The organism is Pyxidicoccus trucidator (assembly GCF_010894435.1).
GTDB classification, from domain to species: Bacteria; Myxococcota; Myxococcia; order Myxococcales; family Myxococcaceae; genus Myxococcus; species Myxococcus trucidator.
Genome location: NZ_JAAIXZ010000008.1, coordinates 233967 through 258703, shown reverse-complemented (window position 1 = coordinate 258703; position 24737 = coordinate 233967). Strand labels below are relative to the sequence as shown.

Below are 24737 nucleotides of genomic sequence, written 5' to 3'. Positions count from 1 at the left end.
CGTCAGGGCGCTTCGATTTCCATGCGGTAGCCCACGCCGCGCACCGTCTGGATGGCGAAGCGCGAGGCGGTGTTCCACCCGAGCTTCTTCTTCAGGCTGGAGACGAAGTTGTCCACGGTGTGCGGGTCCACGACGACGTCCTTGCCCCACACCGCGTCGAGGATGTCGTCCCGGCGCAGCACGCGCTCGCGCTCGCGCACGAGGAAGGCCAGCAGGTCGAACTCCGTGCGCGTCAGCTCCACGGACGCGCCCTCGGGGGACTCCAGCTTGCGCCGGTCCAGGTCCATCTTGTAGCCGGCGAAGCGCACCGCCTTCGTGGCCGCCGCGCCCCCGGAGCGACGCACCAGCGCGCCCACCCGGGCCAGCAATTCGCGCAGCCGGTAGGGCTTGCCCAGGTAGTCCTGCGCGCCGGCCTCGAAGCCGCGCACCACGTCGTCCTCCAGCGTGCGAGCGGTGAGCATCAGCACCGGTGTCGTCACGCCCTCTTCCCGCAGCGCACGGCACAGCGTGTAGCCGTCGCCGTCCGGCAGCATGACGTCCAGCAGGACGAGCTGGAACGTGCGCTTCGCCAGGTGCTCTCGCGCCTCGCGCACGCTCGCGGCCTCCTCCACCGCGTAGCCGCCCTGGTTCTCCAGGTTGTCGCGCAGCGCGAGCCGCAGGTTGGTGTCGTCCTCGACGAGGAGGATGGCGGGGATGGGGGTGGTCATGTCGTCACCGTGGGAGGAAACGCGAGCTCGAAGGTGGTGCCCTCGGGGCTGGAGGCCGCGACGCGCAGGCTCCCCCCATGCAGGCGCATGATGCGGCGGCAGAGTGCCAGACCCAGGCCGCTTCCGGGAACGTCTCTTCCCTGTCCGGGCAGGCGGACGAACTCCTCGAAGGCCGTCTCCCACTGCGCCTGGGGGATGCCGATGCCGTTGTCGGAGAAGCGCACCCGCCCACCCGGCAGCGCTTCGATGCGCAGGCGCACCGGAGTGCGGGTGTTGTAGGCACAGGCATTGCGCGCCAGGTTGGACAGGAGCAGACGCAACAACTGCGCATCCGCGCGGAAGGCCTGCTCCCCCACCTCCGCCTCCAGCTCCACCGGCACCTTGGACCAGGCTTCCAAGTCACGGCGCAACAGGGACACCAGCTCGTCCAGACGCACGGGCTCCAGCCTCGGCACCCAGCGGCCCTTGTCGATGCGGTTGAAGGAGAGGAGGTTCTCCACCAGGAAGTTCAGCCCGTCCGTCTCGCGGACGATGCGCGCCGGGTAGTCGCGCGCGTCCGTGCCCTCCGCCAGCCGCCACTCCAGCGTCTCCGCCAGCAGGCGGATGGAGGCCAGCGGCGTGCGCAGCTCGTGCGACACGGTGGCCACGAAGTCACTCTTCAGCTCCAGGAAGCGGTACTTGCGGTGCTGCGCCACGAAGGCCAGCGCGGCGATGCCCAGCGCCAGCACCGCGCACAGCGCCACCATGCCCGTCTTCAACCGGTAGCGCCGCTCCAGCGCGCCCTGCGCCCGCGCCCACTCGGGCGTTTCCACCGACAGGGGCAGCCCGTCCAGCGACAGCACCTCCGCGTCGCCCAGCAACCGCACCTGCCCGTCCACCTCGAGCAGCCCGCGCTCACGCATCTCGCGGGTGAGCGATTCCAGCAGCGCCGCCGCGTCCACCGCCACGCCGCGCACCTGGCTGCCGCCGCGCGGCTCCAGGTACCAGCCGGCGCGCACCAGCACCGGGCCCGGGAGCGTGCGGGGCAGCGGGAGCGGCTCCGTGGCCAGCTCACTCGCGCGCGACTCGAAGTCCGCCACCGGCGCGCCCACCCGCGCGGAGAGGGCGGCCACGCGCTCGCGCAGGAAGGCGAAGTCCGTGGGGGTGAAGCGCGAGCGGCGCAGGAGCAGCAGGCGCTGGAGCCCTTCCAGCCGCCCTCCCCTTCCGTCCGCCAGGCCCTCGCGCACCAGCGCGTGCATGAGCTGGGGCACCGGGTCTCCCCGCTCCGCCAGCGACTCCAGCACCACCAGCAGGCCGGGCACGTCTCGCGTGGAGGCGAGCACGTACTGGGCGCGGTGCTGCAACAGCGACATCAGCGCCACCGTGGAGGCGCGCCGGTCTCCCCGCGCCAGTGCGCCGTCCACCGCGCGCACCAGGGCGAGCCGCTCGGCCCAGGGGTCCTCTTCCTCGTCCGCGCGCTCGGTGCCGGCCCGCAGCCGGGCGTAACGCTCCTTCGCGGGCGAGTCCTCGCCGGTGTCGTGGTGCGACAGGCGCGGCAGGAGCTGCTCCCCGCGCTCGCGCAGATACAGGCCGGCGGCGGACACCAGCGGGTCCACCACCGCGGCCTCCAGCGCGGGGCGCGCGGACTCCAGCCTGTCCCTCAGCGACTGGGCCAGCGAGGCGCGGGCGTACTGCTCCAGGGCCTCTCGCCGGGAGTCGAGCGAGGCCTGGGCGTCCTCGCGCTCGGCGGCGAAGATGCGCTGGAGGTAGCCCAGCCCCCAGCCGAGTCCGGCGAGGCCGGCGACGAGGGCGATGAGCGTGGGCAGCAGGCGGCGGAGCATCGTCGCGAACTAGTCTCCGGTGTCCGGCGCGTTGTCGTAGTCCATGGCGTTCACCGGAGCGACACGCTCGAAGCGGTCCTTGCGCTTGTCCAGCGCCTGCGCCTTGCGGATGAGCGTGCCCAGCGCCACCACATCCGGACGGCTCCGCAGCGGCTCGCCCACGTCGTCACAGAGCGAGGCCAGGCGCGGCCAGTCCAGCGTGCGCGTCCAGTAGGAGCCGCGCAGCTTCTCCGCGAAGGCGGAGGCCACGTACGCCAGGCGCGTCGTGGGCGCGGCGCGGGCGTAGGTCGGGCGCAGCACGCTGGAGGGCAGCAGCTTCTGCACCCGCCTCCAGCTCTTCGAGCCGCCCTGCTCGTAGTGGATGCGCAGGGTGCCGAAGGCGATGGCGGGCCCGCGCACCTTCACCTCGTAGATGGCGGTGACGGACTGTCCCGCGAGCAGCGGGGTGAGCTGCTCCTCGAACTCGTCGAGGGACTCCGGCGCGGGCGCCGCGCGCTCGTAGCCCACCAGCCGGTAGCGGGCGACGGACTGGCGGTCGAACTCCACCTGCGCGTCCACGTCCGTGAGCGCCTCACGCGCCTTCAGGGAGATGCGCACCACGTGGTAGCCCTTGCGGCTGGGAGAGGGGAACCCCTCCACGTCGATGATGAAGGGCCCGTGCGTGTCGCCTACGTCGCCGTAGTCGAACGCGTTGATGAAGGCCTCTGCCCAGACGGTCCGCTCGTCCGGGAGCACGTCGCGCTCCAGGTAGTCGCGCGCCACGGCGTAGGGGGTCGGGTCCACGCCGACGAAGAAGACGGAGAAGCGGTCCTCTTCCGTGTCGATGGTGGGGTTCACCCCGTTGCTCCCAGGTGCGGCCTCGGAGCGGGGACCGCGCTCGGGCGCGCGGTAGAGGTACTGGGATTCACCTGCCTGGCCGAGGACGGACATCTGGTGCAGCGCCCAGGCCGGGGCTCCCTGTGGGGGGCTGCTCGGCGCGGCGTAGGGGACGGTGGGAGGCAGGTAGCGAGCCACGCCTTCCGCCTCCGTGCGCAGGGGTGGGGCCAGCGGGCCCACGGACTGGAAGGCACGGGTGGGGTCCTGTGGAGTGACGGGCCGCTCGACGGTGATGCCCCGGTCCGGCTCCTGGAACAGGGGCGGTGAGCCCTTGTCGACGGTCGGCGCGGTGGCTGCGGACTGCGCCTCCTGGGAGCGCGATGCCGAGGTCAGCTCCACGTTGAAGCGCACGGTGCCCTCGGGCTGCAGCCGGACGGCCGCGCGAGTGAAGGTCCGGAAGGCCTCCTTCTCGAACCGGAGCGCGTAGACGCCCGGAGGGAGCTGGGGGAGGCGGTAGTTACCGTGGGCGTCCGTCAGCACCACCTGCTCCGCCTTGAGCGCGGGCGAGGTGGCGGTGACGCGCACGTCCGCGAGGGGCTTCTTGCCCACGCTGTCGACCACGGTGCCGTGGAGGACGCCGCTCTGGGCCAGCGCGGGCGCGGAGAGGAGCAGGAGGACGCCACACAGGGCTTTGAAGGGGACGGGCTTCATCGTGGGGCCAGCGCGGACACCGGGGTGTGGCCATCCTTGAGAGGGCCCCACAGCGTGCCGCAGGTGGGGCCTCCAATCATCACGGTTTCATCATGGCATGGCGCTCTGGAGGACGCCTGCCCACCGGGCGGGCGCGACCGGGCGCGTGAAGTGTCAGCGCCCGAAGTCCGGGCTCCAGGTGGCCCCGGAGGGCGCCCGATAGACGAGCTGGGGTGTACCGTCCGGAACGAGCACCACCATCCGGGAGAGCATCCAGGAGGGAGTGCTTTCACGCGGGTCCGGAGGACAGGGCTCCCGAATCTCGCATTCGTCCATGCTGACCAGCCTGCAGCACATGACGATGCGCCGGAGGAGCTCGACATCGAGCTTGCCACCCGGAGCAGCGGTGCCCTCCTCGATGTCCCCTGCTACGCCGGTCGGCGAGGAATCAGCGGCAGCCGACGCGGTGGAGAACAGCAGCGCACAGAGCAGGGCACTTCGAAGGAGCGGCGTCATGGGTGTCACCTCATGGTTCAGGGTGACACCATGTTCTCCAACCGGCCCGCGCCCCGTCGCACGCGAGCCTCCGTTCTTCATCACCGTTCCATCATGGAACCCGGCGAAGCGGCCTTTCAGGCGCGTACAGCTCAAGACGGCTGAAGGTCGATTTCGATGAGCTGCGGCAGATGGTCCGACACGACCGCGCGGTAGGCGATGAGCTGCCGCACCTGCATCCCGGTCTCCAGCGCCGCGAGCTGGACGCCGACATCGTCGACCAGGTCCACGAGGTCGGCGAGGCCTGTCCCGCCAATCCTATCGGTCTTCTGCTGCGTCGCCGCATCCACGAACAGCTTTCGCCACGTCAGCATCGCATCGGAACCGCTTGCCGCGGCCCACTTGCCGGTCGCGCCGTTCGCGCAGTTCTTCACGAACCACTCCACGCGCGGCCCGACGAGCTTGTCCCACGCTTCGTACAACTCGTTGATCTGGAAGATGAACGTCAAGAGCTCCACGGACGGGTTCTTCGCCCCGATGGCGCCCATCCACGGTTTGAGGTCCTCGATGGCCCGGTAGATGCGTCGCAGGAGGCCGCGGTACACGCGCCCGAGCTCCACCCCGAGCGCCTGTGCAACCGGCCACGTCACGAGCCCCGACGGCGCATCGTCCCCGGGCAGGTCCGGCGCGTCCCCGCCCACATCCTCGGCCTCCCCCGCGTCCGGGTCGACCACCTGTCCGCCGGTGGCCTGCGAAGGAATGCCCGTAATCTTCTCCCCCATCACCGAGTCGACGAGGAGGCCCGAGACCTGCACGACACCACTCGACGGCGAGGCCCTGCCTCGTCCGTAGTCGAACGGCTGGTAGGTGCCGTCGTACGGCTCGCTCTCCGCACCATCGCCGCGCGCGATGGACGAGTAGGCCTTGAGCGTCGTGGCGGGATAGCCATCGTCGGGCCTGCCGTCGGTCGAGTGTCGCAGGTAGCCGCTCAGGGCCATGTTGCCAAAGAAGCCCTGGCGCATTCGCGTCCGGCGCGCGTAGGCCTCCAGCGTCTTCTTGGCCTTCGACTTCGGGGGAGGCTCCTGGTTGAGATACTCGTCCGGCACGTTGAAGTCGCCCGCGATGAGCGGCGGCCCCAGCGCCGGATCACCGGGAAGGACGGCTCCCGCCATCATCTCGACGCTCCTGCACCGCGCGAGGATGGTGTTCTCGGCCGCGGTCAGGTCAGGCTCCATCCCGCTTATCTCCGCCGTGCCGCTGTAGCGCGTGTGGTAGACGACGAGAGGCAGCAAGACCGTGCTGCTCGCGGGCACCGTGATCTGCAAGGCGGAGCGCCAGTTGAGGAGCCCCCCGGCTGCCTGAATCGAGAACCCGCCTCCCGCGAGGGGCGCCCGGATGATGCCGTAGCGCGCGGCAGCCTGGTCCGTGCCTCCCGAGAAGCCATGCGAGCTGACGCCCCGCTCGATGAGCGTTCTCAGTGCGCCGTCGAACGGCTGCCGGTAGACCATGCCGTACGTCTCGATGTGCCGCTCGACGGCGCCAATGCGCTGGAGCGCATCGAGCAGCACGTCATCATCGAGCTCGCCATTCATCGGGCCCTGCTTGCGGTCGATGGCCTTCATCGTGACGCGCTGGGCGCCTGTGCAGAGAAAGACCGCGAGCGGAATCAGGCAGTACTGTGTCGAGTCGGAGCGGAAGACGCGCCCCTCGATTCCCGTGGTCGGAATCCCACCCGGCTGGCTCTTGATGAGGAACAGCGTCAGCAGCTCGAGCGCCTGGAGGCACCCAATCCCCTGGTCGATGATGTCCTGCTGGAATGACTGCTCGACCTCGATATCGTAGAGCTCGGCGATAGCGTCCCTCGCCGACAGGACTGCGTACGCCAGGTGGCTCAGCCCGGTCTGGAGGTCGCCATTCGCGAGCTCGTTCACGACCGAGTGCAGCGCGTCGTGGACCATCCTGACATCCTGATCGAGCGACCCGCCCACCGTGGACGCCACCTGCATGGCGGTGCGCTCGAGCAGGCCCACGAGCTTCATGAACAACTCGTACGACGGTGCCCCACGGACCATCGCCTGCTCGGCCGTGAACTCCAGGAACCCGCGGAGGTGATGGCCCACCTCGGGAGAAGCGGTACAGAGCGTCGCCCAGGCGTCGACGAGCTGCTGGCCCGTAACGGCTCCCGGCACGCCGTCATACCGGGGTGTGACCACGTACACGTCGAAGAGCGTGCGCAGCGCGACGGCCTTGAGTCCCGAGGGACGCCCGAGCGAGTGGTTCGCGTAGGAGGCCCGCACTTCCGGAAGCGCGCCGGTGGGAGGGCTCACGAGCGGCTCCCACCCGCGGCGGTCTCTCACCTTCTCCGCGACCCGGGTGGCGATGCGCGTGGTGACCGTGCCGACGTCCGTGCCGGTCTCCATCATCAGCAGGAGGTCGATGTCGAACCGGGCGAGCACGTCCGCGACGATGGCGGTGCGCGCCGCGTTGCGCATCGAGTCCAGCGGCTGCGCGCCCCGGGGCCGGCGGTCGCGGGTGAAGTTCTCCAGATTCCAGACGAGGATCCGGAAGTACCGTGGCTGAGACGACACCGTGTTGAAGGTGTTCGACGGGATGAAGGACAGCGAAGACGCCGAGCCCATCCCCTGAGGGGGCCGCGGCTCCTGGCTCTTCTTCCAGCGCGCGACCGCCTCCTTGAGGCGCTCGGTGAGGTCGACGTGCTCGCCCCTGTGCCGCTGCAGGATGGGCTGGAACGTGCGCGCGCGCGCCTCCTCGATATTGCGCGCGACCAGCACATTGTAGTCGCCAAGCCTGGCCCCGAAACGGCGTGCGAGGTCCAGCTTGGCCTCACCGCCCAGGAGCGCTGACTCCACGAGCTGCGTGAGCTCCCGCGGCAGTGTCCCCCTGAGGTGGGCGACCTCTCCCTGGATGGGCACCGGCAGCGTCCCTGGGTCCGCGAGCAGGAGCGGCCCGCCCGGCCCCATCCCCCACCGCGAGTCCCACACCGCGTCTCGCAGCTCCTGGGCGGCCCGCGCGCGGACGTCCTGCTCGACCTGCCGCGCCGTCTCCTCCAACTGGGAGCGGTGCCGTGCGAGGAGCGCCTGTTCCTGCGCCTTGCACGCGGCTTCGACTGTCTTCCCGTCGAAGGGAGGGCAGTGCAGCCGGCGGATGTGCGGACCGAGCGTGCCGTCGTCGAAGATGCTGGGCATCACCCACCTGCCTTCGCGGCGGCGGCGGTCAGCTCCGCGAGCTTGCCCGGCTGGTCATGGCAGTCGGCCAGGGCCGCGCGCGTGCGGTCGTCGGGCTCTCCGGTGGGTTCCAGCCCCACCAGCGCCTGGAACGCGCGCAGCGCCGCCGCGAGCCGCGCATGCAACTGCCCGTCGATGGCCCCACACTCGAAGCCCAGGTTCGCGAGCCGCTTCTGGACTCCGGAGAGCTCGGTGATGGGGTCCATGTGCCCGAACAACACTTCCATGTCGAGCTGGCCGCCGCCCACCACGAGCCTCCCGCGCTGAGCGCGGGTGGGCAGGTACAGCTCTATCTTCCCCTCCGCGTCCGTCGTGCCCGTGTAGCGCTTGCCGTCGACCTCCAGCTCGTACGACTGGTTCTTGCGCGGCTCGTTGCGCTCGAACAGCTGCACGCGGAACAGCATCGGCACGCCGCGCCTGCGGAACGTGTGCCGCTTGCCGGTCGGGCACCGCTCCACGCGCTCCCGCAACTCGGGGACCACGACGACGTCGCCAGGCGCGAGGACGTTCATGTCCTTGCGCAGCGCCTTGAGGTCAGCGTTGTCCGGGTGATTCCAGAGGGTGTCGGGGAAGAAGCCGTGCAGCTGCGCGAGCTTCACGATGCTGTCGCCCTGCTCGATGCGGTGCCGGCCCATGGGCGCAGTATACCCGCCTGCTTCGCGCCCTATACCCGACTCTCCCAGGCTTCCTCATCCAGGCCCGGGAAGGTCACCTCACACTGCCCTGCCACGGTTCCCTCGACACGGGCGACCCCGCGCGCATCGAGGGTGCCCTCGACGACCCTGCCGTCTGGCATGACCACCCGGTAGCGCTGGCCGGCGATGGGCAGGTCGTCTTCGCCCACGAGCTCGATTTCAATCCAGTTGAGCTCACATGGAAGAACCGCGCCGCCCGGATGCTGGGAGGCCAGTTGGTCCATCTGCTCCTTCCGGATGGTCAGCATCGTGGTCTCCGGGCTTGCTACTTCTTCGCGTCGAAGGGCACGTCCAGCACGGGGCGCGTCTTCGCGTCCGGCAGGTCGTAGTGCCACCACTCCATGCGGTTGGGCGTGAAGCCGGCGCCCTCCATCGCCTCACGCAGGATTTCACGGTGCTTGCGCGAGGCCTCGGTGCCGCCCTCGTAGCCGTGGTGCGCTTCCTTGGTGAACGAGTCGAAGGCGGTGGGCATCTCCACCTCCTGGCCGTCCAGCGTCACCAGCGTCAGGTCCACCGCACCGCCCCGGTTGTGGTTGGAGCCCTTGCGCGGGTCCGCCACGTAGCCGGGCACCGGCATGATTTCCCACATCTGGTACTGCACCGCCCGGGGCCGGTAGCAGTCGTACACCTTCAGCCGGTAGCCCTGGGGCCGCAGCACGTCGGCCGCCTTCTTCAGTCGCTCCGCCGACTCGGGCAGCAGCAGGCAGCGCGCCGAGTCCGGGTACACCTTCTTCTTGAGGAAGTTGTCCGCCGTCGCATAGCGCAGGTCCTCCACCAGGTCCGTCACCACCGTGTTGGCCTGGACCAGCGGGGCCTTCTTCGCCTTGGCCTTGGGGGCCTTCGCGGGCTTCGGCGTACCAGCGTCCTGCGCCAGCCCGAGGCCGCTCACGCAGAGCCCCAGCCCCACCGCGCCCACCGTCCAGGTCCGCATCGTCATGTCGTCTCCATGTAGCGGGTCGGGTCCGGCACGCCGGCTTCCTCGAAGCCCTTCTTGCGCAGCACGCAGCTGTCACACCGGCCACACGCGCGACCCTGGGGGTCCGGGTCGTAGCAGGAGTGCGTCAACCCGTAGTCCACGCCCAGCTTCACGCCCTCGCGGATGATGTCCGCCTTCGTCAGGCCGGACAGCGGCGCGTGCACCGTGAAGCGCGCGCCCTCCACGCCGGCCTTGGTGGCCAGGTTCGCCATCTGCTCGAACGAGCGGATGAACTCCGGCCGGCAGTCCGGATAGCCGCTGTAGTCCACCGCGTTGACGCCGATGTAGATGTCCGTGGCGTCCACCACCTCCGCCAGCCCCAGCGCCAGCGAGAGGAAGAGCGCGTTGCGCGCCGGCACGTACGTCACCGGGATGCCGTGGCTCATCTCGTCCGCCGGCCGGTCCTTGGGCACGTCGATGTCCGCGGTGAGCGCCGAGCCGCCGACCTGCCGCAGGTCGATGCTGACGATGCGGAAGTCCTTCACGCCCATGGCCGAGGACACCTTGCGCGCCTGCTCCAGCTCCACCGCGTGCCGCTGGCCGTAGGCCACCGCGAGGCACACCGGCTCGAAGCCCTTCGCCTTCGCCATGGCCAGACACGTCGTCGAGTCCAGGCCGCCCGAAATCAACACCACCGCGCGCCGTGCCATCAGTCCCTCCGCGCGCCCTGGATGGTGTAGGCCGTGGTGCAGGTCGACGGCTGGCAGTTGCAGTTGCGCGTGCCCGGCAGGAAGACGTCCGTCAGCGAGCCGCACGCCAGCGACACGTCGTAGCCATTCTCCGTGGGGGCGGGCGGCGTGCCCTCGGGGATGCCGCCGTCGTGCAGCTTGCAGTCGCGGTTGAGGGTGCGCGCCTGGCTGTCGCTGAAGAGCGTCACCTTCAGCGTCTCTTCAATCGCCGAGTCCTCGCAGCCCGAGCCGCAAGAGGCGCGAGGCGCGGTGGCCCGGAGGGTGGAGGTGACTCCCTGCCCTTCATAGCCGGCGTCGCGCGAGAAGCCCTGCACCGTGAGGTAGCCGGTGCCCGCGTCCGTGTCGCGGGAGAAGGTGCCTTCGAAGCGGAAGAGGCCCGCGTCGTCCAGCTGCGCGAAGTCCCGCACGGAGGCGTCGCACGTGGTGCGCGCGGGGTCCAATCGCGCCTCGAAGCGGAAGGTGCCGAGCACCTGGTTGCCCGGGTACACCGGGTCCGAATAACAGGCCATTGCCGCGGCGACGGCCGCGACGGGGAGGACGGAAAGAGCAAGGCGCTTCAGGAACATGCGCCGGGAAGGCTACACGGCTATGTGCCTTCGAGCACGGAAAGGGCCAACGCCCGGAAGACCCCGCCCCGAGCGAGCACGGGTCCTACCTCCACCTTCGCCGGATCTCCTCCGCGCACCTCCGGGTCGAGCCGCGCCAGCACACGCCCGGCCGCCAGCGAGGACGGCATCGCGCGGAAGGCCGCCACCGCCGCGGCCTCCAGCTCGGGCACCGGGCCGGGCCGCGCCAGCTTCACGCCGGCCTCGCCCAGCGCCAGCGCCAGCGCGCACAGGTAGCCCAGCTCCGTCGCTCCGAAGCAGGACAGCGCGCCCGCGCCCAGCACCAGCGCCTCGGAGTTCGCCAGGTACGCCTCCACCCCGCCCACCGGGTCCACCACCACGCGCAGCCCGCCCGCGCCCAGTGACGACAGCAGCGGGCGCAGCGCGGCGGCCAGGCGGGGGAAGCGCTCCGACGTCACCGGCACCGCGTCCGGGGACACCGGGTGCTGGAAGCCGGCGGGCACCGGCAGCACGGTGACGGGCGCCATGCGCGCCGCCGCGCTGCTGGAGTCCAGCGCCGCGCCAATGCCGTCGGCGCGCTCCGCGGCCTCCACCCGGCCCAGCCCGCGCAGGGCCTCCGCGTAGAGCGTCCACCCATCCACGTCCAGCGGCTGCGCGCGCAGCAGCTCCGGCCAGATGCGGGCCGCGAGCGTCGCGCCCTCGGGCGCCGGGGAGAGCCGCTCCGCCGACATCCGGGTGACTTCGGCGGACAGCACGCCCGCGTCGAAGAGGCGCTCGGCGAGCCGGGCCGCGGGCGACACGAGCTGCGCGTCCAGGTAGCCGCGGAGGATGGACTCCAGCACGGCGGGCTCGTCGGTGAGCCGCTCGCGCAGGCGCAGCGCTTCACCCACGAGGCCGCGCTCCTCGGCGAGCCGGGCGCGGCGGGCCAGCCGCTCCTCCGTCTCCGGCAGGGCCTCCAACTGCACGGCGGCGTCCACCACCATGCCCAGCGCCTCGTAGGCGTCCGCCAGCCGCTCGCGGTAGGGAGCGCTCGCGTCGGGGCCCTCCTCCACCGACAGCCGCTGCGCCAGCGCCACGAAGACGGCGGGCTCGGCCGTCACGTCCACCAGCGCCAGCAGGTTTCGCAGCGCGGGCAGGTGCGCGCCGTCGTCGGCCAGCGCCTTCTCGAACGCAGCGCGCGCCGCGTCCGGCAGGTCGAGCGGGCTGAGCAGCAGCTCGCCGTGCTCGTGGTGCAGGGCGGCGCGGACGTGTGCGTCCTCCTCGGCGTCGATGAGGCGGACCAGCGTCTGCGCCGCGGCGTCGAAGCGGCCCAGCTCGAACTCCAGCGCGTGGCGCTCGCGCAGCAGCGCCTTGCGACGGGAGGGCCAGCCGTCCGCCGCCATGGCCAGCGCTTCCACCCGCGCGGCCTCGGGCTGGGCGCGCACCTTCGCCAGCACCGCCTCGGCCAGCTCCACCGGCAGCTTCTCCAGCACGGGCAGCAGCAGCGTGAGGCGGGTGGCGAAGCCCGCGTCCGTCGACAGCTCCTCCAGCGCGCGCAGGCGGGCCCGCACGGGCGCCTCCACCGAGCGGAGCACCTCGTCGAGCAGCGACACCGCGAAGGCGGCGTCACGGGAGGCGGACAGGCCCGCCAGCTCCAGCAGCCCCTCCGTCTCGCCTTCCGCGCGCAGGCCGTCCGCCAGGGCGGAGGCATGGGCGGAGTCCACGTCCGGCAGCGCGGCCAGCGCCCACAGCGCCTCGCGCGAGCGCGCCGCGTCTCCGGCCTGCGCGGCCATGGCCAGCGCGTCCGTGTAGTCGCCCGCGGCCATGGCGGGCGCGAAGCCCACGTCCAGTGCGCGGGTGAAGGCGCCGAGCCGGCCGAAGCGCTCCGCCAGCTCCGACGGGGGCAGCATGTCCGGCGCCTCGGTGGCGATGCGCTCGATGACCTCCAGCGCCTCGCCATGCTCGCCGGCCTTCTCCCACAGGCCCACCGCCTCCAGCAGCAGCGGCGGACGCTCCTCCGGCGCCGCCTGCCGGGCCGCCTGCATCAGCGCCCGCGCCGCGCCCGGGGAGTCTCCAGAGGCGCGGTACAGGTGGGCCACGCGCAGGGTGGCCTCCACGTCCGGCTCCACCGACGCCGCGGCCTTCGCGGCCTTCAGCGCATCCGGCAGCCGGCCGGCGGACTCGAAGGCCCGCGCCGCCGCCATCAACAGCACCTGGCGCTCACGGCCGGACACCAGCTCCGCGCGAGCCACCTGCACCTCGGCCCTGCGCCCGGGGGCGTCGCCCAGCAGCTTCTCCAGCGCCTCCAGCGCGTCGGCGTAGCCGGCGCCCGAGGCCCCGCGTGACACCACCGCCTCCAGCGCCTCGCGGGCCGCGTCCTCACGGGCGGCGCCACGAGCGAGCGCGGCCAGCTCCAGCCGCAGCACGGACGCCTCGTCCGCGTCCTCCAGGCGGGGCACGAGCCGCTCCAGCGCCTCCAGCAGCCGCGTGGACTCGTCGCGCTTGCGCAGGCCGTCCACCAGCGCGCGGAGCGCCGTCAGGTCTTCCGGGGCGGCCTCGGCCGCACGCTGGGTGAGCGACCAGGCCGCGTCCTCGTCCGCCAGGGACTCGGTGGCGACGGAGGCGGCGGCCAGCAGCAGCTCGGCGGCGCGCTTTCCTCCCGCGGCCTCGGCGCCGGACGCGTACACCTCCAGCAAGTCACCGTGCCGGCCGAGGGCGCGCAGGCCCGCCACCGCCCGGTCGATGACGGCGGCGTCCGCGGGCCGCAGCCGCGCCAGGGGCAGCAGCGCGTCGATGGCGTCCTTCGGGTCGTCGAAGAGGTCCGCCGCGCGGCGGTAGAGCACCTCGGCCGTGGCCGCGTCGTCCGCGCGGCGCGCGAGCTGGAGCGAGGCCCGGTAGAGCCCCGGCCCGTTGCCCGTGCGCGAGTGCACCTCGGCCAGCAGCGACAGGGCCTCACGGCCGCGCTCGCCCTCGAGCTCCAGCGACACCACCGCCTCGAAGGCATCCGCCGCGTCGTGGTACGCGCCCGCGCCGAGCGAGGCGTGCCCCAGCCGCAGCCATGTGCGCGCGCGCACCGGCACCGGCAGCGCGTCCCCACCGGCCGACAGCAGGCGGCGGTCATACGGACGCGCGGCGATGGGCCCGCCGCCCTTCGCGGCCAGCTCGGCGCGCGCGGACAGCGCCTCCACGTCGTCTCCGGCGCGGGAGAGGTACTCGTCGAAGGCCTCGGCGGCCAGCAACACCTCGCCCGCCTCCAGCAGGCCGTTGGCGCGCTCGCGCAGCAGCGGCAGGGCATGGGGCGCGGGCAGCGCCTCGGCGCGCAGGGCCAGCAACTCCGAGAGCCGGCGCACGTCTCCGGCGGCGCGCTCGCGCACGCGCTCGAAGGCCTCCTCGCTGGCGGGGCTCAGGTCGAAGGCCTGGTCCTCGCACAGCAGCGCGCGCTCCCGGGCACCACCCGCGCGGAAGGCCCGGGCGGCGGCGAGGTAGCTCTCCGCGGCGTCGGTGGCCTCCTGGCGCTGGGCCCGGCGCAGCATCAGCTCGGCGAGCGCCTGGTGGTCCTCCGTCTCCTCCAGGAAGGCGAGGTGACGCGTGAAGATGGGCTCGCGGAACGGGTCCGCCTCCAGCAGCACCGCGTCGAACTCGGCGGCGTCCGCGTGGCGCTTCACCTCGTGCAGCAACTCCGCGGCCTGGGCCGTCAGCTCCAGGTCATCCGGGCGCGCGGCGCGGGCGGCGATGAACGCGGCGGCGGCGGCATCCGGGCGCCCCGCCCTGTCGCGGTAAAGCACCGCGGCGCGCTGGAGCAGGTCCGCGCGACGCTCCGAGTCCGTCTCTCCCTCGGCGCACTCCTCGTACCAGGCCGCCAGCTCCGCCAGCCGCCCGTCGCTCTCCAGCAGCTTCGCCAGCAGCGCCTCGGCCTCCGCCAGCGAGCGGTCCCCGCGCAGCGCCTCGCGCAGGAAGTCCTCGGCCTTCGCCACGTCCGACAGCACGCCCAGGTGCAGCCGCGCCAGCCGCAGCCGCAGCGTCGCCGCCTCCTTCGCGTCCCGCAGCAGCGGCAGCGCGCGCTCCAGCCAGCGGGCCTCGGCTTCCGAGTCGTCACGCCGCTCGGCCAGCGCCGCGCCCAGCCGCGCCGTGCCCAGGTCCTCCGCCAGCGCGAAGGCCCGCTCCAGCGCCGCTTCCGCGGCGGTGGGGTCCAGCTTCACGTCGCGCAGCAGCTCCGCGCGCCGGCGCTCGCAGGCGGCGGCCTCGGCGGCCTGCCCCTTCGACTCCAGCACGTCGCGCGCGTCCGCCAGGGCCCGCAGCGCGTCGTCCGCGCGGCCCACGTCCTCGGCGAGCCGGGCCTCTTCCGTGTACGCGGCGAGCGCCTCGGCCACGTCTCCGGCCTGGAGGCTGAGGGTGGCCACCTGGCGCAGCTCGGTGAGCAGCTCCAGCGAGCGTCCCGTGTCTCGGTAGAGAGCAGCCAGCCGGCGCCGCAGCGGCAGCGGTTCCTTCGACAGCTCCGCCGCGCGCGACAGCAGCGACGCCGCCACGCCCGCGTCCGCCAGCGCCGCGCGGGCACGCTCCGCCAGCGCGACGAGCCTCCGCACCGTGTCCTCGGAGGGCGCCAGGGCGCGAGCGTGGGCGACGAGCACGTCGAACGCGCCGCGCGGGTCATCCTTCTCCAGCAGCGCGGCGAGCCGCTGCACCGCGGCCTCGCACAGGGGGCGCTCGGAGAGCAGCTTCCGGTACGCGCCCACCGCGCGCTTCGTCTCTCCGGCCTGCTCGGCCAGCTCGCCCAGCCGCAGCCACGTGGCCTCGGCGGCGTCCGGCGCGGCGCGGAAGTCCGCCCCGGCGGCGAGCGTGTCCTGGAGCGGCAGCGCTTCCAGCACCGCGCCGCGCAGGTAGAGCAGCTCGGCCAGCGACGCCAGCTCCGCGCCCTGCGCGGGCACCAGCGAGTGGGCCTTGCGCGCCAGCTTCAGCGCTCGCTCCAAATCCTGAGCGCTCCGGGCATACCCGGCGCCCTCGCGAAGCAGCACGGCGGCCTCGGAGGCGGAGGCGCTCTCGGCGGCCGTCTCCAGCAGCGCGGCGGCCTCCCTCGGCTCGCCCCGGCCCGCCACCAGCGTCACCAGACGGCGGCGCACGGCCGCGTCGGCGGGAGACAGGCGCAGGGCCTGTCGCAGCGCCGCCTCGGCGGGGATGGGCTGCTCCAGGCGGTCCAGGTAGAGGTCCGCCAGCTCCGCGTACATCGCGGTGGCCTCGGCGGGCGGCGTGTGCGCCGCCTCGGAGGAGAGCAGCTCCGCCAGGGCGGCCCAGTCCTGCTGGGCGCGCAGCACGCGCTGGAGGGCGATGGTGGCCTGCGCGTGGCGGGGCGCCAGGGCGAGCGCGGCCTCCAGGCTCTGCCCCGCATCCTTTATATGTCCTCGCGCCTCGAGCAGCGTGGCGCGCGCCAGCAGCGCCTCCACGCGGCGGGGCGTCGGGCCCTGGCGGGCGGCCTCGGCGAGCGCGGCGGCCTCGTCGTCCGGCTGCGCGTCGCGGTGGGCCAGCTCGGCCAGGGCGAAGAAGGCGTCACAGCGCTCGGCGGCGGGCGGCTCCAGCGCAATCGCGGCGCGGAGGGCGTCGCGGGCGGCGCCGCGCACGTCCTTCTCCACCAGCACGGCGGCCAGGGCCAGCAGGCGCTCCCGGGCGCGCGTGGAGAGGTTGGCGTCGGCGGCGACGGCGCTGCGCCACACCTCCAGCTCCGCCGTCTCGTCGCCCGACTCGCGGGCCAGCTCGGCCAGCGCCAGCAGCAGCGGCGCGGGGCGGCGGGAGAGCTTCGCGGCCTCGGAGAAGTCGTCGCGCGCGGCGGCCATGCGGCCCGCGGCGCGGTGGAGCACGGCGCGACGGGCGAGCAGCTCCGCACGGGCCTCGCCCGCGGCGGCGGCCACGAGGGTGCCCAGCAGCTCCAGCCGCTCGGCCTCCTCCTCCGTCGTGCCCGTGCCCGGCGGGGGCAGCAAATCCAGCAGGGCCTGCGCGGCCCAGGTGTCGTGGGGCTCCTCCAGCCGCAGGCTGCGCAGCGAGTCCACGGCGGCGCTCGCACGGCCCAGCCCCAGCGACAGCTCCGCCAGCTCGCGGCGGGCGGCACGGCGCGGGTCGCCCGAGAGGCGCGGCCACAGCTCCACCAGCAGGTCCGCCAGGGCCTCGCGGGCGCCGGCCTTGCGGTGCAGCGCGGCCAGCTCCAGCCGGGCGTCCAGGTCCTCCGGCGCGCGGGCGCAGTACTCGGCCAGCAGGCGGCGCGCGGCGTCCGTGCGGCCCGCGCGCACCGCGGCGGTGGCGGCCTTGCGCGTGAGGGCCACGCGCTCCTGCTCACGAGGCGCGTCCGCGTCCACCGGCGGCAGCGCCAGCACGGCCTCGAAGTCCTCCAGCGCGGCGCGGGCGTCCGTCGGCAGGCGCAGCTCGCCCCGACGCTGCCGCGCGGGGGCGAAGGAAGCGTCGCGCTCCAGCGCCTCGGCGAGGAAGGCCTCTTCCCGGCTGGTGCCCGCCGCCAGCAGCGAGGCGCGGTAGAGCAGCTTCGCCCCGGTGCGCGCGTCCAGTACCAGCGCGGCGCGGCGCGCGTACAGCCTCGCGGCCTCCAGCTTCTCGCCGCGCTCCAGCTCCAGCTCGGCCAGCGACTCCAGCACCTCGGCGGCCAGCGGGCCCTGGGGGCTCGCCTCCAGGGCCGCCGTCAGGCGCAGCAGCGCGGCGGCCTTCTCGCCCCGGTCCAGCAGCGCGCGGGCGCTCTGGAGGAAGAGGGGCGCGGCCTCCTCGGCGCGGTCGGCGCCCATCAGCGCCTGCGCGCGGCTGGCCCACAGCTCGGCCAGGGCCTGCGTCTCACCGGCCTCCGTGTAGAGGGCCTCCAGGCGCGCGGCCAGCGCATCGTCCAGCCGGCGCAGCGGGAAGGCCTGCGCGTAGGCGGCGATGGCGCCGTCGCGGTCGCCCAGCATCTCGCACGCGCGGCCCAGCCGGGCGCGCACGTCCGCCAGCTTCTCCGGCGCCGCCGTGCGGGGCAGCGTGGACAGCAGCGTCTCCAGCGCGCGGCGGGCGTGCTCGGGGCGCTCGCAGCGCAGCGACAGGTCGGCGAGGTCCAGCAGCACGGCGGCGTCCGGCGCCAGCCGCGCGGCCTTCTCCAGCGCCACCAGCGCGTCGCCCACGCGGCCCAGGCGGGCCTCCAACACTCCGGCCAACTCGCGCAGCGCCGCGGCCGCGAGCCGCTTGTCGTTCTGCGTCTCCGCCACCCGCGCGCGGACTTCCAGCGCCGTCGCCAGCCCCGCCATGTCCGCGCGCTTGCGCTGCAGGGCGCACAGCTCGCCCAGCGCGGGCAAATCGTCCGGCTCCGCGCGCAGCACTTCCTGGAGCGCGTGCACCGCGAGGTCCAGGTCGAAGGCCAGGTCGCGCGCGGCCACCGCGAGGCGGCGGTACTTCTGCGCGCGGTCCTTCAGGTCCGTGGACAGCCGCGCCAGCGAGGACAGGCAGCGCGTCAGCAGCGCGCCGTCACGCCGTGACTCGGCGAGCGCCAGCAGCGACTCCAGCGCGGGCCGGTGGTCGCCGTCGGCTTCCAGGGCCAGCAGGAGGAGGCGCTCGGCCTTCTCCGGCTGCTGGAGCTTGCCTCGGTACAGCTCACCGGCCTCGGCCCACAGCGCGGCGCGCTTGCCGGACTCCTCCTGGAGCGCGGCGGCCTTCTCCACCGCCTCGGCCAATTCCTGCGAGCGGCCGGTGGCGCGGAAGTACGGAATCAGCTCCTCGAGCGCCACCGCGTCGCGCGGGTCCAGCGACAGCGCGGACTCCAGGTGCTCGCGCGAGCGCGCCGGGTCTCCCAGCCGCGTGCGGTACAGCCGCGCCAGCGCGTGGTGGCTGGCGTGCGCGGCCTGGCGCACCCCTTCCGAGCGCGGCGCCGGCCCCGCCAGCTCCAGCGCCTGCTGGTAGCCCGCGAGCGCCTCCTGCAAGCGCCCCAGTCCCTCCGCCACGCGGGCGGCGGCGAACAGCGGCTCCGGCTCGCCGGGCAGCAGCGACACGGCCTCGCGGTAGCGCAGCAGCGCGTTGTCCGGCTGCTTCAGTCCCTCTTCCCACACGCGGCCGGCGAGCAGGTCCGCATGGCCCACCCGGTCCAGCTCGTGCCGGGCCATGGCGACTTCGCGCAGGCGGTCCAGCGCCTTCAGCGCGCGCAGGTGCTCTCCGCCCCGGTGGCACAGCTCACCCAGCAGCAGCAGCGCGTCCGGGTGGTCCGGCGCCAGCCGCAGCGCGGCCTCGCAGTGCAGCCGGGCTCCGGCGACATCGTCCTCCGTCTGCGCGCACAGCCGGGCGAGGTGGACGTGAGCGTCCGCGGCCTCGGCCGGGTCTCTCGCGAGCGCCGCCAGCCGGCGGTAGGCCCGCACCGCGCCGGCCCTGTCGCGGGCCTGGTCGGAGGCGCGCGCCAGCGCCTTGAGGGAAGGCAGGTGGTCCGGCTTGAGGCCGAGCAGCTCGTGCAGCGCCTTCACCGCCACCTGCGGCGCGGTGTCGCGCGAGCAGCGGGCGGCGGCCTCGGCGGCGAAGAAGGCCGCGGCCTCCTCCGAGGTGCGGCGGGCCAGCGCGCACAGGGCCAGGTAGCGCTCGGCGGCGCGGGCACCCTCGCCCCGGCGCTCGCGCACCACCGCCTCGCCCCAGAGGGACGCGGGGCTGCGGTCCCTCCGGCGCTGCAGGGTGGCCGCGATATCCAGCGCCAGGTCGTGTGCCTGCGGGTCCGCCACCATGAGCGACAGCAGCCGCTCGGCGGCGAAGGGGTGCGCGTCCTGCGCGTCCCCGGCCTGGAGGTACGCCTGGCGCGCCTCGGCCAGCCGGCCCTGGGCAATGAGTCCTTCCGCGTCCGCGAAGGCGCGAGCGCCCTCCAGCGCGAGCATCAGCTCCTCGTCCGGCGCGGCCGGCGGAGGCAGGCCCCCGGCGGCGAAGCGCAGGCGCAGGCCGGTGCCGGAGACTTCGGCGGCGGACAGGCGCGCGGTGTCCAGCGAGGGCATCTTGTAGCCCCGGCTCACCGCCGCGAGCTGGCACAGCGCCGGCAGCACGCGCGTGGAGAAGCCGGTGGCCCCGCGCACCTCCACGTCGGGCACCAGTCCCAGCGCGCCCACGGCGGTGGCCAGAATCCCGGGCACCTGCACCGAGGGCGTGGAGGAGAAGCCGTACAGGCGCACGTCGTACAGGTAGACGGCGAGCTTCTCCCCGTCCGCGTCGAACGCCACCTTGAAGGTGAAGGGCGTGCGCTCCGGGGCCGGCAGCCGCCCCTGGCCTTCCAGGTAGCCGGGGCGGAAGTGGAGGCGCAGCTCTTCGATGCCGGCCAGTCGCCCGGCCAGCTCCGCCACCCGGCGCGTGACGACGTCCGCGTCGACGGACAGCTCCAGGAAGCCGAAGAGCAGCTTCTTGCGCTGGTAGCGCGTGGCGCCGGCGCTGACGTTGAAGGGGAAGCTGACGTCCGGAATCTGCAGCGCGAAGTCGGAGACGCGCACGCCCGGCAGCACCTCCAATGCCGGGAAGCCCACGAACGCCCTGCGGTCCAGCAGGCGCAGCTCGGGGGCGGCGGCGCGCGCATCCTGCGCCGCGGCGGGCTTGGAAGAGTCGCTATCAGTAGCCATCGCAGAAGCGGGGAGGGTACCACGCCACCCAAGCCCCCGAAATTTCTGACAATCCCCCCGCTTGTGGAGCAGGCAACGAGGCGTGATGACTGGCGCACGACGTGCCGGAGGAACGACATGCACCCCGGACGGAAGTCGGACTATATGCGTCAGACGTGTTGGCTCCCGACTCCCTCGTCCTCGAAGGTCGCTTCCGGGTGCTCCGCCCCCTGGGCTCGGGTGGGATGGGAGAGGTGTACCTGGGTGAGCAGGTGTCCCTGGGGCGCAAGGTGGCCATCAAGGTCCTCCACCAGGACCTGCACGCCCAGGCCGGCATGGCCGAGCGCTTCAAGCGGGAGGCCCGCCTCCTGTCCGCCGTGGAGCACCCGGCGGTGGTGCACATCGTCGACTTCGGCGAGTCCGGAGACCACGCCTGCCTCGTCATGGAGTTCGTGGAGGGTCAGAGCCTCTACGACGTGCTCATCCCCGGCCCCATGCACCCGGGCCGCGCGCTGCCGCTGCTCCATCAGCTGGCGGAGGGGCTGGCCGCCATCCACGACAAGGGCATCATCCACCGGGACTTGAAGCCGGAGAACGTCTTCATCTCCCCGGGAGCGCGCGGGGAGCAGGCCCGGCTCCTGGACTTCGGCATCGCCCGGCTGGTGGAGCCGGAGGCTGGCAGCGCCGTCAGCCAGGTGGGCGTGGTGCTGGGCACGCCGGAGTACCTGTCCCCGGAGCAGGCCGTGGGCGCGAAGGTGGACACGCGCAGCGACCTCTACTCCTTCGGCGTGCTGATGTACCGCGTGCTGGCCGGGCGGCTGCCCTTCGACGGGCCCGCGCCGCGCAACTTCCTCGCGCAGCACGCCTCCCATGCGCCGCTGCCTCTCGACAGGGCGGCCCCGTCGCTGTCGCGCTTCATCGGCCTGCTGTCGCTGGTGATGCGCCTGCTGGAGAAGGACCCGCTGAAGCGACCGCAGAGCGCGCACGAGCTGGCGGACGCGCTGGCGGCGGCGCACTCCGCGCTCTCCGCCTTCACGCCCGGCCTGGGCACGCCCGTCTATGTGCCCCAGGGCGGCGGGCCGTCCTCCGGCACCTCCGTCTTCGGCACGGGTGAGTCCGCCGTGGTGTCGGCGGGCCCGAGCGGCACGGCCGTCTTCGCGGGAGGCGCGGCGCCGCCACAGAGCAGCGGCACGGCTGCATTCGGCGCGGGCGCCGGTGCGTACGGCACCGGTCCCGTGGGCTCTGGCCCCATGGCACCCGTGGCGATGCGCACGGGGACGGCGGCCTTCGGGACGAAGCCGTCGGGCAGCGTGGCGACGGTGACGGGCGGCGCTTCGTTGGTGAAGCCGCAGAACCTGACGGTGATGCTCACCGACATCCAGGGCTTCGCCGAGCGCACCAGCCGGCAGACGCACGAAGAGAACGCGCGGATGCTGGAGACACACGACCGGCTGCTGACGCCCCTGGTGAAGGAGCACGAGGGCCGGCTGGTGCAGAAGCGCGGCGACGCGCTGCTGGCGGTGTTCCGCTCTCCCACGGCGGGCGTGCTGTGCGGCATGGCCATGCAGGACCGGCTGTGGCGCCACAACCAGACGGTGCCGCCGGAGGAGCAGTTCCACGTGCGGGTGTGCCTGCACGCGGGCGAGGTGCTCCTCACGAGCGACACCGTGCTGGGCGAGCCCATGGAGGTCGTGGCGTCGGTGGAGCACGTGGCCGCCGCGGGCGAAGTGACGTTCACCGAGGCGGTGAACCTCGCGCGCAACCGCGCCGAAGCCACCGCCGAGCCGTGCGGCACCATCACCCTGCCCGGCCGCGAGGAGCAGCTCCAGCTCTACCGCTGCCAGCGCGCGGCGGAGGGCCCACCTTTCGGTGACCGCTTCGTCCCCGCGAGCGGCATGGGTGCGAAGCTGGCGTCGTTGCTGGGCCGGGTGAGCGGAGCATTCTCCCCGCTCGGAGCACGCGTGGCCGCCCTGCCAGGAATGGCCCGACTGAGCGGAGCCTCGCGGCGCCTGACGGAGTGGCTGCGCTCGGCGCTGACGGTGCTGCGCACGAATCGGCGCGCGCAGCTGGTGGTGCTCGTGGGCGCCCTGGCGCTGCTGGGCGCCGGCGCGGCGTGGCTGGTGCACCTGAACGACCCGGTCGTGCGCGCCTACGCCCTGCTGGAAGAGGGAAAGAAGGACGACGCCCAGGAGCAGCTGGAAGCGGTGCCGGAGGAAGCGCAGAAGGAGCCTTCCTGGCGGCGGGCGCGCGCGGCGGTGTACCACGCGAAAGGTACCCACAAGAGCGAGTACTTCCTGCTCTCCAAGCTGGATGACGAGGGGCGCGCGCAGGTGGAAGCACCAGTCCTCGACGGGCTCGCGGAGGACTACGGCCGGGGCGGTGGCGCCACGATGGAGGCCCTGCTCGACAAGTTCCCCAAGGAGTCCGTGCTTGGGCACTTCGAGGACCTCGCCGAAGAGGAGTACTCGCTGCGACAGTGGGGCGCGCTGCGCTACCTGGAGTACGTCAAGGCCACGGCCAGCGTGGACCTGGTGGACGCGTACAGCCGGGCGCTGGAGTCGGAGGACTGCGACATCCGCGCGCAGGCGGCAGTGCGGCTGGCGGGCCTGGGCAACCCGGATGCCCTCCCCGCCCTCACCCGTGCCACGCAGCTTCCCAGGACGGGAGTCCTGAACTTGAGCTGCGGCCACAACGAGGCCGGCGCCGCCATCAAGAAGCTCTCGAACAAGCGCGACTGAGGGTGATGAGCGAGGCTGGGGGCCTGGGCATTCTGACAATCCCCGCCGCGGGCTCAACACCCCAGCGCGCCGCTAATCGAGGAGGCGGCGCTCCCAGCGGCGCATGTCATCCTCGGTGAAGCCGGTCCACGGCGCGCGCTCGCGGTAGAGCCAGGGCTCCACACGCGGGCCAGCTCGCGGTACGGGGCCAGGGTGCGCTCGGGTTCCACGTCTCCGAATTCGGGCTGCTTGCCCAGTGTCACCACGACGCGGTCTTGTCCCAGGCCCTGCACGGCGGTGTTGGGCGAGTGCAGCCGGGAGCGGAGGCCTGTCGCGCCGCCCAGCTCTCCGAGCACCGGCTGGCCGAGGAAGGTCAGCCAGTGTGCGCCCTTCACCCGGGTGCCGATGTGATTGGCCAGCTCGTTCTCCCTCACTATGTCCATGCCTGGGTAGGCGAAGCAGGCTGCGCGGACCTCAGCGTGCGTCATCGGGTCGAAGTACGACTGTAGGAACAGGCCCGCATGGCCGGAGTTGAAGGGAAGCCGGGAGGCAAGTTCCAGCGCCAGCTCCCGCACCCAGTCGGGACCACGTTCCTCCAGGTATTCGGTCGGCAGCCAGAAGGAGACGGTGGAAGACTCGTCGGGCCAGGTCCTGTATCCAGGGAAGTCGTAGAGTCGGCCGAAATAGGTGAACGCGTGCCCTGGCGTCACCGTCGCCCACTCACGCAGGACGACGCTGCCGCCGCCTTCCGGATCGAGCAAGTCCTCCCGGACCGCCGCCCAGCCCTCGTCGTCGAGAGCCTGCCAGTGTTCCGAGTAGCCCCCATAGGTTGACAGTCTATGACGGCCTACAGCCTGGCAGTAGACCTCCAAGGCATGCGTGATGTCATGCCTCACCTCACTGTGGGGACGCCGCATGTAGAAGGTGATGTTCAGGCTGTCCCGAATGGCCAGACATCGTCTTGGCTCGGGGATTTCTGGCGGACATGCAGGGTAGGTCTCGTGGACGCGAAGCTTTGGATTCAAGGCTGCCATGGTGGTTTGATTCCAGCATGGGGCACCACCACGGCAGGCGTCCTGCCTCCCAATGACTCGTAGTACACCTGGCCTTGGTTCTTCCCGTAGAAGGGATGCTTGCGATGGTATCCATTCCATTGGGGAGTATTGCTAATTCTGGCGCGCGCACTCCAGCGCCACCGCGTGTTTCACCCGGCCCATTTCCTCCGCACGCGTCTCCTGCTGTCCCGAGGGGTCGACACCCGCTCCTGGCATTGCTCGGGAGTGGCTCATTTCCCCTTCCCGTAGCGCTGTTCATTGACCTGGCCGTTCGCTTCCGAGGCGCACTCCATCAGGATGGCTTCGGCGCGCTTGAGGTCCGCCTCCTCCAGCAGGCGCATCACCGCGGCGGTGGTGCGCGCCGCGCTCGCCGCGCGTGACAGCCACGGGAGGATGGCGTCCTCGCCCGTAGCCGTGTAGCAGGCGGGGGTGCGCAGGCAGGCGCTCGTCGCCGAGTCCATCGACTGCGCATAGTGGCGTGGCCCGCCGTGCCTGTTGGCGCGCGGGGCGCCGCACGCGACCAGCAACAGGCTGGCCATCAACACCCGGTATCTCGGTTCCCCAGTTCGAGGGGCCTGGCACCGGCCATGAGCCACGGTCGCTGGGGAGCACCGCGCCATGGCCTTCACGCCCACGTTCATTCCGCAGAATCATGGGTTATTTCGTGAATTGCGTAAATCGCCCCTTCCGTCGGTGGGCCACCCGCTCACCCAACGGG

At 72.8% G+C, this 24737-nt stretch carries 14 protein-coding genes; 1 reads left to right on the top strand and 13 read right to left on the bottom strand.

Features of this window, described 5'->3' with window-relative positions; all coding sequences use genetic code 11:
- Window positions 1-2 precede the first annotated feature (2 nt).
- From G4D85_RS23390 to G4D85_RS23340, 11 genes are all read right to left on the bottom strand, one after another.
- Window positions 3-707, bottom strand: a complete 705-nt coding sequence (locus G4D85_RS23390) for a response regulator transcription factor (RefSeq protein ID WP_164015664.1) — start codon at window positions 705-707, stop codon at window positions 3-5.
- Window positions 704-2527 (bottom strand): sensor histidine kinase, encoded by a 1824-nt coding sequence (locus G4D85_RS23385; protein ID WP_164015662.1) that lies wholly within the window; start codon window positions 2525-2527, stop codon window positions 704-706. Before G4D85_RS23385 ends, G4D85_RS23390 begins: the two co-directional genes overlap by 4 nt.
- Before the next feature lie 9 nt (window positions 2528-2536).
- Complete coding sequence (locus tag G4D85_RS23380) at window positions 2537-4054, bottom strand: YfbK domain-containing protein (protein ID WP_164015659.1); 1518 nt, start codon at window positions 4052-4054, stop codon at window positions 2537-2539.
- Between the two features lie 153 nt (window positions 4055-4207).
- Window positions 4208-4549, bottom strand: a complete 342-nt coding sequence (locus G4D85_RS23375) for a hypothetical protein (RefSeq protein WP_164015656.1) — start codon at window positions 4547-4549, stop codon at window positions 4208-4210.
- A 131-nt stretch (window positions 4550-4680) separates the two neighbouring features.
- The gene (locus tag G4D85_RS23370; RefSeq protein WP_164015653.1) at window positions 4681-7734 is read right to left on the bottom strand and encodes a hypothetical protein; all 3054 of its coding nucleotides are present in this window, start codon (window positions 7732-7734) and stop codon (window positions 4681-4683) included.
- Window positions 7734-8408: a peptidoglycan-binding domain-containing protein gene (locus G4D85_RS23365; RefSeq protein ID WP_164015650.1), complete on the bottom strand. Its 675-nt coding sequence runs from the start codon at window positions 8406-8408 to the stop codon at window positions 7734-7736. Before G4D85_RS23365 ends, G4D85_RS23370 begins: the two co-directional genes overlap by 1 nt.
- A gap of 29 nt (window positions 8409-8437) precedes the next feature.
- Window positions 8438-8716, bottom strand: coding sequence for a hypothetical protein (locus G4D85_RS23360; RefSeq protein WP_164015646.1), 279 nt, complete (start codon window positions 8714-8716; stop codon window positions 8438-8440).
- A gap of 17 nt (window positions 8717-8733) precedes the next feature.
- A complete protein-coding gene (gene ddpX, locus G4D85_RS23355; protein WP_164015643.1) occupies window positions 8734-9405 on the bottom strand; it encodes a D-alanyl-D-alanine dipeptidase in 672 nt (223 codons plus the stop codon).
- Window positions 9402-10094 carry a 7-cyano-7-deazaguanine synthase QueC gene (queC, locus tag G4D85_RS23350; protein ID WP_164015641.1) on the bottom strand — a complete coding sequence of 231 codons (693 nt, stop codon included), beginning with the start codon at window positions 10092-10094 and terminating at the stop codon, window positions 9402-9404. The genes ddpX and queC overlap by 4 nt, the downstream gene beginning before the upstream one ends.
- On the bottom strand, window positions 10094-10699 hold the full coding sequence (locus G4D85_RS23345; protein WP_164015638.1) for a hypothetical protein: 606 nt from the start codon (window positions 10697-10699) through the stop codon (window positions 10094-10096). Before G4D85_RS23345 ends, queC begins: the two co-directional genes overlap by 1 nt.
- A 20-nt stretch (window positions 10700-10719) precedes the next feature.
- Window positions 10720-20268 (bottom strand): tetratricopeptide repeat protein, encoded by a 9549-nt coding sequence (locus G4D85_RS23340; RefSeq protein WP_164015635.1) that lies wholly within the window; start codon window positions 20266-20268, stop codon window positions 10720-10722.
- A gap of 155 nt (window positions 20269-20423) precedes the next feature.
- Here G4D85_RS23340 and G4D85_RS23335 point away from each other — a divergent pair, with 155 nt between their 5' ends.
- On the top strand, window positions 20424-22985 hold the full coding sequence (locus tag G4D85_RS23335) for a protein kinase domain-containing protein (RefSeq protein ID WP_164015631.1): 2562 nt from the start codon (window positions 20424-20426) through the stop codon (window positions 22983-22985).
- A 53-nt stretch (window positions 22986-23038) separates the two neighbouring features.
- Here G4D85_RS23335 and G4D85_RS23330 read toward each other — a convergent pair whose 3' ends face one another.
- Window positions 23039-23998, bottom strand: a complete 960-nt coding sequence (locus G4D85_RS23330) for a type VI immunity family protein (RefSeq protein ID WP_164015628.1) — start codon at window positions 23996-23998, stop codon at window positions 23039-23041.
- Between the two features lie 251 nt (window positions 23999-24249).
- Entirely contained in the window at window positions 24250-24558 is a 309-nt protein-coding gene (locus G4D85_RS23325) for a hypothetical protein (protein ID WP_164015625.1), read from the bottom strand.
- Window positions 24559-24737: the final 179 nt, after the last annotated feature.

Excerpts from the sequence above, each read along its gene's own strand:
- G4D85_RS23390 (WP_164015664.1), bottom strand. The coding sequence starts at position 707 with ATGACCACCCCCATCCCCGCCATCCTCCTCGTCGAGGACGACACCAAC.
- G4D85_RS23385 (WP_164015662.1), bottom strand. The coding sequence starts at position 2,527 with ATGCTCCGCCGCCTGCTGCCCACGCTCATCGCCCTCGTCGCCGGCCTC.
- G4D85_RS23380 (WP_164015659.1), bottom strand. The coding sequence starts at position 4,054 with ATGAAGCCCGTCCCCTTCAAAGCCCTGTGTGGCGTCCTCCTGCTCCTC.
- G4D85_RS23375 (WP_164015656.1), bottom strand. The coding sequence starts at position 4,549 with ATGACGCCGCTCCTTCGAAGTGCCCTGCTCTGTGCGCTGCTGTTCTCC.
- G4D85_RS23370 (WP_164015653.1), bottom strand. The coding sequence starts at position 7,734 with ATGCCCAGCATCTTCGACGACGGCACGCTCGGTCCGCACATCCGCCGG.
- G4D85_RS23365 (WP_164015650.1), bottom strand. The coding sequence starts at position 8,408 with ATGGGCCGGCACCGCATCGAGCAGGGCGACAGCATCGTGAAGCTCGCG.
- G4D85_RS23360 (WP_164015646.1), bottom strand. The coding sequence starts at position 8,716 with ATGCTGACCATCCGGAAGGAGCAGATGGACCAACTGGCCTCCCAGCAT.
- ddpX (WP_164015643.1), bottom strand. The coding sequence starts at position 9,405 with ATGACGATGCGGACCTGGACGGTGGGCGCGGTGGGGCTGGGGCTCTGC.
- queC (WP_164015641.1), bottom strand. The coding sequence starts at position 10,094 with ATGGCACGGCGCGCGGTGGTGTTGATTTCGGGCGGCCTGGACTCGACG.
- G4D85_RS23345 (WP_164015638.1), bottom strand. The coding sequence starts at position 10,699 with ATGTTCCTGAAGCGCCTTGCTCTTTCCGTCCTCCCCGTCGCGGCCGTC.
- G4D85_RS23340 (WP_164015635.1), bottom strand. The coding sequence starts at position 20,268 with ATGGCTACTGATAGCGACTCTTCCAAGCCCGCCGCGGCGCAGGATGCG.
- G4D85_RS23330 (WP_164015628.1), bottom strand. The coding sequence starts at position 23,998 with ATGGCAGCCTTGAATCCAAAGCTTCGCGTCCACGAGACCTACCCTGCA.
- G4D85_RS23325 (WP_164015625.1), bottom strand. The coding sequence starts at position 24,558 with ATGGCCAGCCTGTTGCTGGTCGCGTGCGGCGCCCCGCGCGCCAACAGG.